Source organism: Allobosea sp. 10L417 (assembly GCF_056395485.1).
Genome location: NZ_JBFTJP010000026.1, coordinates 1 through 13159 on the forward strand (window position 1 = coordinate 1; position 13159 = coordinate 13159).

General features: G+C 62.9%; 15 protein-coding genes. 13 read left to right on the top strand and 2 right to left on the bottom strand.

Annotation, left to right across the window (positions count from 1 at the left end; genetic code table 11):
* The 11 genes from AC1DE3_RS27930 to AC1DE3_RS27980 form a co-directional block, all read left to right on the top strand.
* Positions 1–261: chromate resistance protein ChrB domain-containing protein (locus AC1DE3_RS27930; protein ID WP_476852968.1), on the top strand; the 261-nt coding region annotated here is incomplete at its 5' end.
* Between the two features lie 15 nt (positions 262–276).
* A complete protein-coding gene (gene chrA, locus AC1DE3_RS27935; protein ID WP_476797828.1) occupies positions 277–1692 on the top strand; it encodes a chromate efflux transporter in 1416 nt (471 codons plus the stop codon).
* A 195-nt stretch (positions 1693–1887) separates the two neighbouring features.
* Positions 1888–2202: a hypothetical protein gene (locus AC1DE3_RS27940; protein ID WP_441514542.1), complete on the top strand. Its 315-nt coding sequence runs from the start codon at positions 1888–1890 to the stop codon at positions 2200–2202.
* A 26-nt stretch (positions 2203–2228) separates the two neighbouring features.
* Positions 2229–2486, top strand: a complete 258-nt coding sequence (locus AC1DE3_RS27945; protein WP_441514541.1) for a hypothetical protein — start codon at positions 2229–2231, stop codon at positions 2484–2486.
* Between the two features lie 507 nt (positions 2487–2993).
* Complete coding sequence (msrB, locus tag AC1DE3_RS27950) at positions 2994–3485, top strand: peptide-methionine (R)-S-oxide reductase MsrB (RefSeq protein WP_441514540.1); 492 nt, start codon at positions 2994–2996, stop codon at positions 3483–3485.
* Positions 3486–3502: 17 nt separating this feature from the next.
* Positions 3503–5374 carry a cytochrome c biogenesis protein DipZ gene (locus AC1DE3_RS27955; RefSeq protein ID WP_476797829.1) on the top strand — a complete coding sequence of 624 codons (1872 nt, stop codon included), beginning with the start codon at positions 3503–3505 and terminating at the stop codon, positions 5372–5374.
* A gap of 16 nt (positions 5375–5390) precedes the next feature.
* Positions 5391–6128 carry a peptide-methionine (S)-S-oxide reductase MsrA gene (gene msrA, locus AC1DE3_RS27960; RefSeq protein WP_476797830.1) on the top strand — a complete coding sequence of 246 codons (738 nt, stop codon included), beginning with the start codon at positions 5391–5393 and terminating at the stop codon, positions 6126–6128.
* A 202-nt stretch (positions 6129–6330) separates the two neighbouring features.
* Complete coding sequence (locus AC1DE3_RS27965; RefSeq protein ID WP_476797831.1) at positions 6331–6696, top strand: hypothetical protein; 366 nt, start codon at positions 6331–6333, stop codon at positions 6694–6696.
* Positions 6697–6920: 224 nt separating this feature from the next.
* Positions 6921–7934 (top strand): L,D-transpeptidase family protein, encoded by a 1014-nt coding sequence (locus AC1DE3_RS27970; protein ID WP_476797832.1) that lies wholly within the window; start codon positions 6921–6923, stop codon positions 7932–7934.
* A gap of 62 nt (positions 7935–7996) precedes the next feature.
* The gene (locus AC1DE3_RS27975; protein WP_441514535.1) at positions 7997–8902 is read left to right on the top strand and encodes a hypothetical protein; all 906 of its coding nucleotides are present in this window, start codon (positions 7997–7999) and stop codon (positions 8900–8902) included.
* 707 nt (positions 8903–9609) lie between these two features.
* A complete protein-coding gene (locus AC1DE3_RS27980; RefSeq protein WP_476797833.1) occupies positions 9610–9762 on the top strand; it encodes a hypothetical protein in 153 nt (50 codons plus the stop codon).
* Between the two features lie 208 nt (positions 9763–9970).
* Here the strand turns inward: AC1DE3_RS27980 and AC1DE3_RS27985 are convergent, their stop codons facing one another.
* Positions 9971–10528: a TetR/AcrR family transcriptional regulator gene (locus tag AC1DE3_RS27985; RefSeq protein ID WP_476797834.1), complete on the bottom strand. Its 558-nt coding sequence runs from the start codon at positions 10526–10528 to the stop codon at positions 9971–9973.
* 47 nt (positions 10529–10575) lie between these two features.
* Here AC1DE3_RS27985 and AC1DE3_RS27990 point away from each other — a divergent pair, with 47 nt between their 5' ends.
* On the top strand, positions 10576–11100 hold the full coding sequence (locus tag AC1DE3_RS27990; protein WP_441514533.1) for a dihydrofolate reductase family protein: 525 nt from the start codon (positions 10576–10578) through the stop codon (positions 11098–11100).
* A 166-nt stretch (positions 11101–11266) separates the two neighbouring features.
* Positions 11267–11869, top strand: coding sequence for a DNA cytosine methyltransferase (locus tag AC1DE3_RS27995; RefSeq protein WP_476797835.1), 603 nt, complete (start codon positions 11267–11269; stop codon positions 11867–11869).
* Positions 11870–12577: 708 nt separating this feature from the next.
* On the opposite strand, the gene AC1DE3_RS28000 is transcribed toward AC1DE3_RS27995, so the two are convergent.
* Complete coding sequence (locus tag AC1DE3_RS28000; protein WP_476797840.1) at positions 12578–12826, bottom strand: cold-shock protein; 249 nt, start codon at positions 12824–12826, stop codon at positions 12578–12580.
* Positions 12827–13159: the final 333 nt, after the last annotated feature.

The following is a 13159-nucleotide window of genomic DNA, read 5'->3' on the forward strand; positions in this document are numbered from 1 at the left end:
ATCACCCATGAAGGCGATCGGTGCAGCTTCGAGGTCCTGCTGACCCGCGCCGGTCTTTCTGAGCCCGCTCTCCAGGCCATTTCCGAGATCGTCCACGACATCGATCTGAAGGATGGGAAGTTCGGGCGCGAGGAAACCACGGGCATCGCCAGCCTGATCTCAGGCGTCTGCTCAGCCAATGCCCAGGACGAAGATCGCATCGCCCAGGGCGGCGCCGTCTTCGACAATCTCTACCAGTACTTCAAGTCCAAGCGGGCCTGACGATTGGGGAACGCCATGACCAAGATCGAGACTATCGACACCGCCCTGGCCAAGCAGAGCATCGAACATGATCATGGTGTTTCATTCGGTGAAGCGCTGCGCGTCTGGGCGCGGGTCGCGGCGCTGAGTTTCGGCGGCCCGGCCGGGCAGATCGCGGTCATGCATCGCATCATCGTCGAGGAGAAGCGCTGGATCGGCGAGACGCGGTTCCTGCACGCGCTGAACTACTGCACCTTGCTGCCGAGACCGGAAGCGCAGCAACTGGCCGTCTATATCGGCTGGCTGATGCACAAGACCAAGGGCGGCCTCGTCGCCGGAACCCTGTTCGTGCTTCCCGGTGTCGCCGCCATCATGGCGCTGAGTTGGATCTACGCCATCTTCGGCAATGTCGGCAGCGTGCAGGCACTGTTCTTCGGCCTGAAGGCCGCCGTCCTCGCGATCGTGCTCGAAGCCGTGCTCCGGATCGGTCGGCGCTCGCTGAAGAACGGGGTTATGATCGGCCTTGCCGCGGCCGCCTTCCTCGCGCTGGCCGTGTTCCAGGCCCCGTTCCCGCTCGTCGTCTTCTCCGCAGGCCTGATCGGCTATGTCGGCGGCCGCGCGGGCTGGTCGGCATTCATGACCGGAGGTGGTCACGGCAAGGTCGGAGGCAAGCAGCTCGACGATATCGACTCCGCACTTGGCGAGGGCATTCCGGCCCATGCCAGGCCGCCGCTGAGCTGGTTACTGAAGGTCGCGACCGTCGGCGCCGTGATCTGGTTCGGCCCGATCATCGTACTGCTGGCCACGCTCGGGCGCGGCGACGTGTTCACCGAGATTTCGATCTTCTTCTCCAAGATGGCGATGGTGACCTTCGGCGGGGCTTATTCGGTCCTGTCCTATGTCGCGCAGCAGGCGGTCGAGCACTATGGCTGGCTGAAGCCGGGCGAGATGCTGGACGGCCTCGGCATGGCCGAAACCACCCCCGGGCCACTGATCATGGTCACGCAATTCGTCGGCTTCATGGGCCCCTATCGTGCACCGGGTTCGCTCAACCCGCTGCTGGCGGCCACGCTCGGCGGACTGCTGACGACCTGGGTAACCTTCGTGCCCTGCTTCCTCTGGATCTTCCTGGGCGCTCCGTTCATGGAAACGATGCGCAACAACAAGGCGCTGTCCGCCGCGCTCGGGGCGATCACAGCCGCCGTCGTCGGGGTGATCCTGAACCTGTCAATCTGGTTCGCCATGCACGTCCTGTTCGCCGAGGTTCGGCAGGTCAAAGGGTTCGGCATGGAGATCGACGTCCCGGTCCTGAGCACGGTCAACGTCGCCTCGCTGGTGCTGACGCTGGCCGCGATAATCGCGGTGTTCCGCTTTAAGGTCGGGATGATCCAAGTCATTGCAGCCTGTTCGGCAATCGGCGTGCTGTACTGGCTTGCAACGGGTGGAATCTGAACTTCGATTTTCGGTGCAAACAAGAGCCAACGCCTTTCGGCCGGATTAGGGTTCCGGCCGAAAGACGCGAATGGAAGCGGCTTCGCCGCCACCGGCCCGCATTGCCACGAACAACCGGTCGAGTTCGGGCACGTACAATGACGTGCGAGCGCCCGGCCGGGTCGGGACCTGCGCCAAGCGGACGTAGGCGGCATCGTGGCGCTCGAAGACATCAACCACGCCTTCGCCGCAGCTCACGTAAATTCGCTGGCGTTTGGAATCGACAAACAGATCGTCGGCATCCCCGCAGGTGCCGACGGCGCTCGCCCGGCTCCCGTCTTGGGCCGAAAAGGCAACCAATCGAGGCGGAGAACGGGTGACGGTGAGCACCTGATGCGCGTCCGGATCAACGGCGAGCGGGAAGTTCGCGCCCAGATCGGTGAGCGGCAGCGATTTGACCTGTCGCTTTGCCGCCAGATCGACGACCGCGACCTCGTGGTATTGGGCACATTGACGAAGGCGTGGGCTTGAGCCTCGTCTAGCTGAAAGCTCTCGGGGTGCGCCTTCAGGGCAACATCACCGATCTTGCGGAGCGTTTTGGGATCGATGACGGCCAATGCGCCACTGCCGTATCCGACGAGGATGTGGCCGGACTCTCGATCGATCCGGATGTTATCCGCGTCGGCGCCGAGCTCGATCCTGCCGACTGGCTCCAGGTCTTCGCCGCGAAAGACACGCACGGACCCGTCACCGCCATTGGCGACATAGAGCGTGTCGGTGGACGCGACATAAGCGAGGCCTTGCGGCTCCTCTAGCCCTTCAATGGTGCGGAGCAGCTTTCGCTCGCGCAAATCGACGACGCCGATACTGTCGTTGCCCAGTTCCGCCACGAACAGCCTCTAGCGCGGGCTATCGATCGAGAAATGATCGATGCGCCCTCTGACCTCACCAAGCGGAATTTCGCCGTCGAGCCGTAGAGGCGCTGGTTCAGCGGCCGAAGCGGCTCCCGCAAAAGCGATGGACACTGCGAATAGGAGAGATCCGACGCATAGCATGGCTTCACCTGGTGCACCACGATGATGCGCCGCGTCCTCGCCAAGTGGAAGCGCTTGATGGGTGAAATACCCCATCTTTGCAGGCGCCGAACTACGGCGCTCGATCTGGTTCCTGCTGTCAGGACAGCAGATGCTCGCGAAGAACGATAGAGTGCTTTTGTCGTCCGATCAAAACGCCGCGACTAACGCTATTCCTAACTGAATACAGCGATCACAATGGTTGCACGATGCAAGCGAATTGCGGCGCCGGCTTCCAAGGTGAGCACTATGATCACAAGGCGCATCCTTCTGGCGGCAATGGCGGCAGGAACGATTGGGGTGGGCGTGACGAGGCGCCCGCGCTCGGCAAGTGCAGCAGAAGACTACACCGTTAAACACAGCGAAGCGGAATGGCGCAAACTGCTGACACCGGAGCAATATGCGGTGCTGCGCCAAAGCGCGACCGAGCGCCCCTATACGAGTCCCCTCAACCAGGAGAAGCGTCGGGGTACATTCGCTTGTGCTGGGTGCGACCAGGAACTGTTCTCCTCCACGACCAAATTCGAGAGCGGCACCGGCTGGCCGAGTTTTTGGGCACCGATCTCCGATAAAGCCGTCGGCACCGAGCGCGACACTTCGCTGAGCATGGTCCGCGTCGCTGCGCATTGCGGCCGCTGCGGCGGCCATCTCGGCCATGTCTTCGATGACGGGCCGCGGCCGACGGGTCTGCGCTACTGCATGAACGGGGTCGCCATGGCCTTCAGGCCGCTGGCGGCCTGAACGAAGACACGACGCTTATGACCTTGCTTCTGCTCGCCTATCTTGGCGGCGTGCTGACGATCGTCAGCCCCTGCATCCTGCCTGTCCTGCCCTTCATCTTCGCGCGGGCGGGCCAACCTTTCCTGCGCAGCACGCTGCCGATGCTGCTCGGCATGGCGCTCGCCTTCGCAGCCGTGGCGACGCGGGCGGCTGTCGGCGGCAACTGGGCCGTGGAGGCGAACCAGTACGGCCGATTTGCTGCCATGGCGCTGCTCGCCCTGTTCGGCATCGCTTTGCTGTTTCCTGCACTGGCAGACCGATTTGCCAGGCCGCTCGTTGCACTGGGTGGGCGGCTGTCGGAAACGGCTTCACGACAGGGTGGCGGCTCAGGGGCCATCGTCCCCTCGATCCTACTCGGTCTCGCGACCGGATTGCTCTGGGCGCCCTGCGCCGGTCCGATTTTGGGACTCATCCTGACGGGGGCGGCCCTGCAAGGCGCGAATATCGGGACGTCCCTGTTGCTGCTCGCCTATGCGGCAGGCGCCGCGACATCCCTTGCGATCGCCTTGCTCGCCGGCGGCAGGGTCTTTGGTCTGATGAAGCGTTTGCTCGGAGCCGGTGAGTGGCTGCGCCGCATTGGAGGCGTCGCGGTTCTCGCGGCCGTGGTAGCGATTGCACTCGGCCTCGATACCGGATTCCTGACGCGGCTGTCGCTGGCAGGCACGAATGCCGTCGAGCAGCATCTGCTCGACCGCTTCGCAGTGTCCACCGCACCGGCCCCGCCAACAGGGAGCGGCCCGGCCATGATGAGCGGTGGCGCCAATACGGGCAGCAATCCTGCGATGATGAGCGGCAATGCGCCGGCCATGATGAGCGCCAATCCGGCAATGACGGGCGCCAATCCAGCCATGATGGCGGCCAAACCCTCCGGCGCGGAAACCGAGCTTCCCGTCGAAGGCGCCCTGCCCTCGCTCGCTGGCGCCACCGCCTGGCTTAACGGGCCGCCGCTCACGGCCGAGAGCCTCAAAGGCAAGGTGGCGCTGATCGACTTCTGGACCTACTCCTGCATCAACTGCCTTCGCGCAATCCCCTATGTCCGGGCCTGGGCAGAGAAGTACAAGGGTCAGGGCCTAGTCGTTATCGGCGTGTATTCGCCGGAATTCGCCTTCGAGAAGCGCATCGACAATGTGAAGCAGGCCAGCGCCGATCTTCAGATCGGCTACCTGGTAGCGGTCGACAACGACTATGCGATCTGGCGCGCCTTCAAGAACCGCTATTGGCCGGCGCATTACTTCATCGACGCGCAAGGCCGGATCCGCCACCACCATTTCGGCGAAGGCGGCTACGCGGAATCGGAAAAGGTGATCCAGCAGCTTCTTGCGGAGGCAGGCCGCGGCGATGTCGCAACGGGCACCGTTTCTGTCAAAGCGTCAGGTGCTGAGATGGCCTCCGCCGAAGCGGATGTCCGCTCGCCCGAGACCTATCTCGGTTACGAGCGCGCCGAGAACTTCGTATCCCCGGGGGGAGCCGTAGAGGACTCCGTCGGCCGCTACGAGCCCGGCACGCCGCGCCTCAACGAATGGGGTCTCTCGGGCCATTCGACGATCGGCAAGGAGCATGCGGCCCTCGAAGGGCCGGATGGTGCCATCACCTACCGCTTCCATGCCCGCGACCTGCACCTCGTGCTTGGCCCGGGCGCAGATCGTAAGCCAGTGCGCTTCCGCGTGATGATCGATGGCGCGCCGCCCGGTGTCGATCACGGCATCGACGTCGACGCCGAGGGCAATGGCACCGTCGCGGGACAGCGTCTCTACCAACTCATCCGACAAAGCGGCCCGATCAAGGACCGCACTTTCGAAATCATGTTTCTCGACGCCGGCGCCCAGGCTTATGCCTTCACCTTCGGCTGATCACGGAGAAACCGTCATGCCCGTCAAAGCCCGTTCGCCCCTAACCATGTTGAGCCGCCGGGCGCTGCTCGGCGCTGCCGCAGTCGCTCTCGGCGCCGCCGTACTGAAGCTATCCCCTCTGGCCGCGGCTGAGGAGGCTCGTATCATTCCGCCTCCGGCGACGGATGAGGCTGCGGCTTCAGACACATCGCAGAAGGTCGCGGTGCTTGCTGGCGGCTGCTTCTGGGGCGTCCAGGGCGTCTTCCAGCATGTCGACGGCGTCAGCGCTGCCGTGTCCGGCTACGCCGGTGGCGAGAAGGCCACGGCCGAATACGAAAAGGTCGGCACTGGGCGCACCGGCCATGCCGAAGCGGTCCGGATCACCTATGATCCGCGCAAGGTCAGCTACGCGAAACTGCTTCAGATCTATTTCTCGGTCGCCCATGACCCGACGCAGCTCAACCGGCAAGGGCCGGATTCGGGCACACACTACCGCTCTGCCATCTTCCCGGTCGATGCCGAGGAGGCGCGCGTCGCCAAGGCCTATATCGGCCAACTCAATCAGGCCCGTGCCTATGACGCAGCGATCGTGACAAAGATCGAGCCGGAACGCGCCTTCTACCCGGCCGAGGCCTATCATCAGGACTTCCTGACGCGCTACCCGACGCACCCCTATATCGTGATCAACGACATACCCAAGGTCGAGAATCTGAAGCGGGTCTTCCCTCAGCTCTATCGGAACAAGCCGGTTCTGGTTTCCCAGGCGTTGAACTAGGAGACCCACCTACCCGTCGCGTGAGGGCCGCCCCATCGACATCAACGGCGAGTACGCGAAAGCCTTTCCTGGAGATCCGCCGGCAGCGCGCACACCAGATCGCATCTATCTCAACGGCAAGGAGCTCCGCCTCCCTCTCTGGTTCCTGAACGCCGAAGAAATCTGCGCCTGGCTCAGCGCAGCGGAACAAACGCAAGAACCCGTGCTGAAGGATTGGTGGGCACTCGATCAGCTCTTGAGTGAGCTGACGCGAATCAAGAAGAAGGCGGCTGGCTCCTATTGCGATGCCGTGACCGGCCATTTCGCCAAAATCGAATTGATACCGCGAGGTTCGAGGCGCTGTTTACCGCGCACCGCGCGGTCGCGAGCCCAACGCCCAAGCGAGATCAGCCAGACCATTATCAGCCAGTGCGCCAACTTCATCGGCCATCGGCTCCAGAATCCCGACGACATAGACCATTTCCGTCGCCTCATCCCGGGCTCGAAGATTGTTGGACCAGGAGACGATCCTGTCATCGGGGGAAGCAATCGTTTTCGGGAGTGCCTTCCATATTTTGACGCGGGTTGAATTCGATCGCCCTGAGCCAGGTCCGTATAGCCAGACCGCTGCGCCGTTCCACGAATGGTCAAAGGAGAAGGCGCCATTTCCGCTGACCAAGGTCATTGACGCGTGGGTTGGCTCTGAAGCCCGGCCGAGTGTCTATCACGGCCCATCGCGACGCTGCCATCCTCAGCAACGCTGTCGCGGAACTCCGGGATGAAAGATCGCGTTGGCGGTTCATGGAGCCAGCGATGATGACGTTCGTGCCACGCGCTGTTTTTGAACTGCTGAGGAAGTGCCAGGCAGCCTTGTTGTGTGGATGCGTATTGCTAGCGCCGGTAGCCGCGCACGCCCTCACCGCCGACGAGGTGAACCGAGCGGGTCCCCCGACCACCACGAAAAGCAAGGTGCCGCGCCCCAACGCTTCGATCGTCAAAGCCCAAGTCCTACTGGCGCGCCAGGGTATTTCTCCCGGGGAGATCGACGGGCTGGATGGCGACAACTATCGGAAGGCCATCTATCAGTTCCGTCGCCGCCAAAATCTCGGAGCCGGCGATATCATTGACACTGCGACCTGGCAGGTCCTCAAAGGGGACGTCAGCTCGGATATCGTCTCGGACTACGTCGTGACGAAGGAGGATATCAAAACCCGGTACGTCAGGCGCATTCCTCACGATTACGCTCGTCAGGCCCGGATGAAGCGGCTCGGCTACCGGAGCGCCCAGGAGATGTTCGCCGAACGCTTTCACATGAGCGAGGGTCTGCTCAGGACGTTCAACCCGCGATCGCATTATGGGAAGCGCGAGGAAACTCTGCACGTTGTCTCGGTCGGACGAACCGCTCCTTCCGACGAGGCACGGACAGTGGAGGCCGACAAGACGAACAGCATCGTTCGAGCGCTGGATGCCACCGGAAAGGTCATCGCAATTTATCCGGCCACCATCGGCAGCGAGGACACCCCCTCGCCTGAGGGCGAATATCAGGTGGTGAGGATCGTGAAAAACCCGACCTATCACTACGACCCGGTCAAGAATTTCCAGCAGGGCAAGAACAAGCGTCGCCTGGTGCTCCCCAGGGGTCCCAACAACCCGGTCGGTTCGGTCTGGATCGAGCTGTCGAAGCCGACCTTCGGCATTCATGGTACGCCGGAGCCTTCGAAGATCAGCAAGGCCTCATCGCATGGCTGTGTCCGGCTCACGAATTGGGATGCCGAGGAACTGGCCCAGATCGTCAGGCCAGGTACGACCGTCCGCTTCATCGAATAGGCGATATCACCCGGGCTGCCGGGCTGAAGCCGTGCACCAGTCGGGATCAGGATCGTAGGTCGATGGCCGGTCGCGAACGCAACGACATCGAGATTCGCGATGATGAAGAAGGCGCGGGTGCCATCGTCTCCTTCCCGTTCGACGCCGCAGTTGCGGAGCGTTTTCGCGAAGCCTTTCCGCGAGCCCGCTGGAGCGATCGGTTGTCAGCCTGGAAGCTGCCGGGAACGACCGCGATGCTTCGCGCGGCACGATGGCTCGATCGCGAGCTGCCGAGTGCATTTACCCTCGCGGATGAGCGCGGTCGCGATTCCTTTTCGTTCGAGCCGATCGTCAGCCCATATCTGGAGGCTGCCGATGAGATCATCGTGCGCACCCCGTATTCACGAACCGTCGTCGAGGAATTGCGCGCAGTGCCATGGGCCTGGTGGAACGGCGAGGACAAGGCCTGGCACGTTCCGTTCCGATCGATAGATGAACTTCGCAGGAGATGGCCGGCGATCGAAGCCGCCGCGGAACGCAGCGAGCCGGAAGCTCGGAGGCAAAGGCGCGAAGCGGCAAAATCCGAGCCCGAATACGAAGGCACGAAAGCAACGGCGGCCGAGCACCGACGTCGACGCTATCCCGTGCCTGCAAGCGAATTGCCGCCGACCGACCGGGTGCTGATGTCACATGAGGGGCCGCTCGTCGTCCTTGAGGTAACCGGCGAGATCGTGCCCATGGAAACCGCCGCCCGGCATTATCCTTGGAGCTCTGGACAGTCAGACGATCTGGTCTGGGCTTTGTGGCGGCGTGCGACCCATGAGGAACTGGTCAAGACCTGGCCTGCGCGACGCCCGACCACGCCGGACGCCTTCCTTCGCGGATGGTGGCAGCCCACGCTCGAGGAACTGCGTGCCGCCCGGCGAGCCGCGAGGTCCTTGGACCGTGCGCAGGAAACGCGCCGAACGAGCCGCTCAACTCAGGAATGATTTCGCACAACGAAGGAGGCGCTGTCGGCGAGGCGTGCTTGACTCGCTATTCCGTTTGTTCTCTCTATGTTCTCTCAATCGAGGGCATGACCGATGGTAGCAGTCGAGGCTTCCCGCCCGCCTGAACCAGACCCGTTTGCCGTTGCCGATGAGGAGGTCGATGCGGTCCTGGAGGAAGCTAACGGAGATTCCCGGGAGGCGATCCGGATGATCCTCTGGGATCTTGCGGTGATGGCTGCCGATGCCGATGCGGCCTCTTCCAGAGGGTTTCTTCGCGGCCGCTTTTCTGAGGGGCGGCGGCGCCCTCGCCTTGTCGACCAAACATGAGACGCAAGGGTGAGCTCTCTCCTGCGGAAATTGACCGCCGTTGGCCTCACCAGGTCGCAGTCGAGATCCCGCCGGGCCATGGGCTGGGCATCGTGCCATCGACTGGCCCGTTGTCCTCCCTCGCTCCCCGAGGCCATGAGGTTGTCCACGAAGGAAGGCGCTTTCGAGTTTTCTGCTTCTCCGATCCGGATCAGGCCGCGCGCTTCAAGGACATCATGGGCGGGTTCGAATTCGATCCTCGAGATCGCGGCCGCGGAGCCTATTGGGGAACATGGTACCGAGGTCGTGGAGCCGCGCGCGATACCAAGCGTCGGCAATCCTGACGCACCCATATCATCCGACATGGTAGGGTCGAGCGAATCACTGTCCAGCAGATCTTCATGAACGCCGTTGCCCCGATCAGCTATCTCGACACCCTCAATCCGGCGCAGCGGCGCGCCGTCGTCCACGGCGTCGGAGCGGTAGCGGCCTCCCCTGATAATCGCGGCATTCGGCAACAAAGACCACCAAGTGCTCTGGAGACGAATGGCTAACTCAGCTTCCCTACAGCCCACAGCAGTGCAAGGAAGCGTCACCCGATTCCCGGGATGCCCCTACGCTCCGATTGCCCGCAGACGATGACGGTCTCGATCCGCCCTTGATACAATTTGCTGGTGCATAGAACGCCCTCGAGACGGTGGAGCGCCTGCTCTTCGCTGCTTTGCGAAAGTTCGGTCTACTTCCGGCTCGGGCCAACAGTGGTCATTCCACCCCTCCAACAAACTCCTCCAACACCCGCCTGATCGCCTGTTCCGCCGGCACGTCGCGTGTGAAGGCCCACCACGTATGCGCGCCCTGCCAGAGGCTCGCCATCTGCCAACCGAGGCGTTCGCCTCGCGTCCGGTCCTTCGAGAGGCGGCGGCCGAGCGCTTCGGCCAAGCGATGGCCCCAGGAAGCGCCACGGGCGCGGAGGACGGGATTGCGGATGTCCTCCCTCAACAGCAGCAGGCCGTTGGTGGCATCGAGTTCCGCGGATTCGGGCGGCATCAGACGAATCAGAAGGTTCATCGCGCCTTCGGGCGTCGGTGGTTCCTCCGCGTCCGCCGCCTCTGTCTCCGCGTCCAGCCGGTCCCATGCCCGCAGGAGAATCGCCTGAACCATGGCCTCACGGTTGCCATAGCGCTGTACCAGCGTCGCCGGCGAGAGCCCACAGCCGGTCGCGGCGCGGGTGAAGGTGAGGCCGTCGGGCCCGCTCTCCATAAGTGTCCCGAGGAGTTTGTCGAGTACTTGCTCGTCAGGGATCGTCTTGTGCCTAGCCATGAATATATATAAACATATATTCATTTATAAATCAACACGGGACCACCATGGCTCGAATTCTGGGATATATCGCCACCAGCCTCGACGGGATGATCACGGCTGAAGACAACAGCCTCGACTGGCTGTTCAAGTACGACGACATGAACCTCGGCGAGCACGACTACCGCACCTTCCTCAAACGAACCCGCACCGTAGTGATGGGGCGCGGTACGTATGAGTTCATAGCGGGGGATTCCTCTCCCTGGTCATACGGGGACAAGCGCGTGATCGTCGTCACGTCGCGGCCGATCGACAATCCGAAGGGGCCGCTGGAGGTTCGCAGCGACGTCGATGCGGTGATCCGCGAGCTGCGCGGACTGGACGATGGCGATGTCTGGATGCTGGGCGGCGGGCAGTTGCAGATGGCCTTCCTTGAGCGCGGGGCACTGGACGAGATCGAAATCTACGTCATCCCGGAAATGCTAGGCGGCGGTCGGCCGCTCTTTCCACTCAGCGGGTTTCGCGCGAGCCCGACACTGATCAGCGCTCAGGCGATCGACAAGGGCTGCGTGCGGCTGCACTACCGATTTTAGGCGTAATCCGGCGGGCACGACACGTAAGCACGTCCCACGGTCCGCACGAGAAGGTTCTCAGGCCTTATTTCTCTAAAATATCATAATCAATCGGTCATAAGTTCAGCTACTCGCAGGATCGTTGGTGGTCTTTCCTGTCCAATGCCCGGATAATCGCGGGCGCCGGATGCGAGGCCGCAGCGAGGCGCGCGGAGCGGATGAGGCGCTATCGACGGCGACCCAGCAGGCGACCCATGGCCTGATGGCCCCGTTTATCGGCAGCTATTGCAGTGAAGGCAGCACGGACGCCGCGGCGGACGCGCCAATCCCGACCGTGCCGACGAAGGCGCGGTTCAGCCCGGTCCCTTGCTATATCGCCGTCCCGCCGATGACGCCGTTCATGCTGGAGCCCGCCAAGATGGTGGCCCGCTTCCTCCATGCTCATGGCGTCTGGCACGATCCTGACGTCCTGGTCGAGATCGCACCTGGCATCATCGTCTGGGACAACGGCATGCGGATGCTGACGCCCCGCGAGCTCGCCAGGGCCCAGGGCTTCCCAAATACATACGACATCACCGCCGGCGGCCAGCTCACCGAGACCGCGCAGCGCTATAAGATCGGCAACTCGGTCTGCCCGCAGGTTGCTGCCGCCCTGATGCGCGCCAACTGCATCGAGGCTCTGGCCCTGCCGGATCTCAAGCGCCGCAAGCGCTGCGTCCTGCCGCGCTTCGACGATCTCCGGCCCGACAACGATCCGACCGCCGACCTCTTCGCAGGAGCCGCAGCATGACCGCGCCCCTAGACACTGCAGGTTGGGATCCCTGACGCCGGCGCGATATTCCCGCTCTACAGCTCGCCGGTCAGGGGGCGCGATCTACCCGAGGCGCGCCACAAGTGGGCGGGAGTACGGGAACAGGCGGCGGCCGTCGTGGTTCTCTATCTGCAGCGATGTTGAGTTGGTGAGGCCCACGATGCCTGACGAACGAACAGAGATTGCGGTCGAAGCAGCAGCGAAAACGTTCCATGAAGCCCGACGCGAGATGCGTCAGGTCCCCTGGGACCAATCCAGCGACCAATGGCGCCGCAATGTCCGCACAGTCGTCAGGCCGCTTGTGGAAGCGGCTCTTAGGGCCTCCGATGCCTACATGGCCGCTGAGGCTGCGGTGCTGCCTAATCCGAAACGCTAGCCAGAAAGCTCTTCAGTTGCCGTTCAACTCAATCGGCGCGATCATTCACGTTCCGACAGCCGACCCGGCGACCAAGAAGGCCGCAACACCCTCGAGAACTGCCAAGTCGAAGGCTTGCTCGGCGCAGGCTGATCAGAAGAGACTTCACGGGAAGGCCCGAAAGAGGTTCCGCGACGTGAGATTGACGACATTCCCGCTTGCGAGGGCCTGCCCCGGAAAGGATGGCTGCCAGGCCTCGTCGATCGATTTATGCGGAGTGGCCGGGCTCGGTGCGAGCAGCGATTCGCATCTTAGCCTGCAAATAGCTGCGGCTATTCGGCCTTCAGGTTATCAGCAGACGACTTCCCAGAGCGCTTGTCAGCGAGGATCTCGTCCGAGATCTTCTGCCCTTCGTTCAGTCCGCGAAGGCCGGCGCGCTCAACGGCGCTGATGTGCACAAAAACGTCCTGACCGCCGCCATCAGGCTGGATGAACCCGAAACCCTTCGTTTCGTTGAACCAGCACTCTACTCCCGACGCAACACCACCGGAGTCAATGCGGAGCGGGGCGCCGGGTTCCAGCGGCAAGAAAGAGCCCGCCAGAACGACCGGCGGGCCAAGTTAAGGAAAATAGGCTTCTTCCGACCAAAGAAGCAGCCTTGGGAAAGAACTCCCTAAGCGGCAGATTGTTGCGGGCGTCGGCAGTCGGCGACAAAAAGCCCGGCCTCGCATAGCGAGACCAGGCGCGCGGTGGCAGTCTGATGGCGAAGGGCTGAGATCGACCGGTCCGCGGAGCTCAAGGCGGGTGAGCACCAGGAACCTTCCGCAAATTCCGAGCGTTGCCGCAGCACCGCTATCGAAAGAGGGGCTGCAGATGCGTTCCATCATACTTTGGCTTGTAGGCGTTCCGATCCC

Coding starts and splice junctions, on each gene's coding strand:
- chrA (WP_476797828.1), top strand. CDS start 277: ATGACCAAGATCGAGACTATCGACACCGCCCTGGCCAAGCAGAGCATC.
- msrB (WP_441514540.1), top strand. CDS start 2,994: ATGATCACAAGGCGCATCCTTCTGGCGGCAATGGCGGCAGGAACGATT.
- AC1DE3_RS27955 (WP_476797829.1), top strand. CDS start 3,503: ATGACCTTGCTTCTGCTCGCCTATCTTGGCGGCGTGCTGACGATCGTC.
- msrA (WP_476797830.1), top strand. CDS start 5,391: ATGCCCGTCAAAGCCCGTTCGCCCCTAACCATGTTGAGCCGCCGGGCG.
- AC1DE3_RS27970 (WP_476797832.1), top strand. CDS start 6,921: ATGATGACGTTCGTGCCACGCGCTGTTTTTGAACTGCTGAGGAAGTGC.
- AC1DE3_RS27975 (WP_441514535.1), top strand. CDS start 7,997: ATGGCCGGTCGCGAACGCAACGACATCGAGATTCGCGATGATGAAGAA.
- AC1DE3_RS27980 (WP_476797833.1), top strand. CDS start 9,610: ATGAACGCCGTTGCCCCGATCAGCTATCTCGACACCCTCAATCCGGCG.
- AC1DE3_RS27985 (WP_476797834.1), bottom strand. CDS start 10,528: ATGGCTAGGCACAAGACGATCCCTGACGAGCAAGTACTCGACAAACTC.
- AC1DE3_RS27990 (WP_441514533.1), top strand. CDS start 10,576: ATGGCTCGAATTCTGGGATATATCGCCACCAGCCTCGACGGGATGATC.
- AC1DE3_RS27995 (WP_476797835.1), top strand. CDS start 11,267: ATGCGAGGCCGCAGCGAGGCGCGCGGAGCGGATGAGGCGCTATCGACG.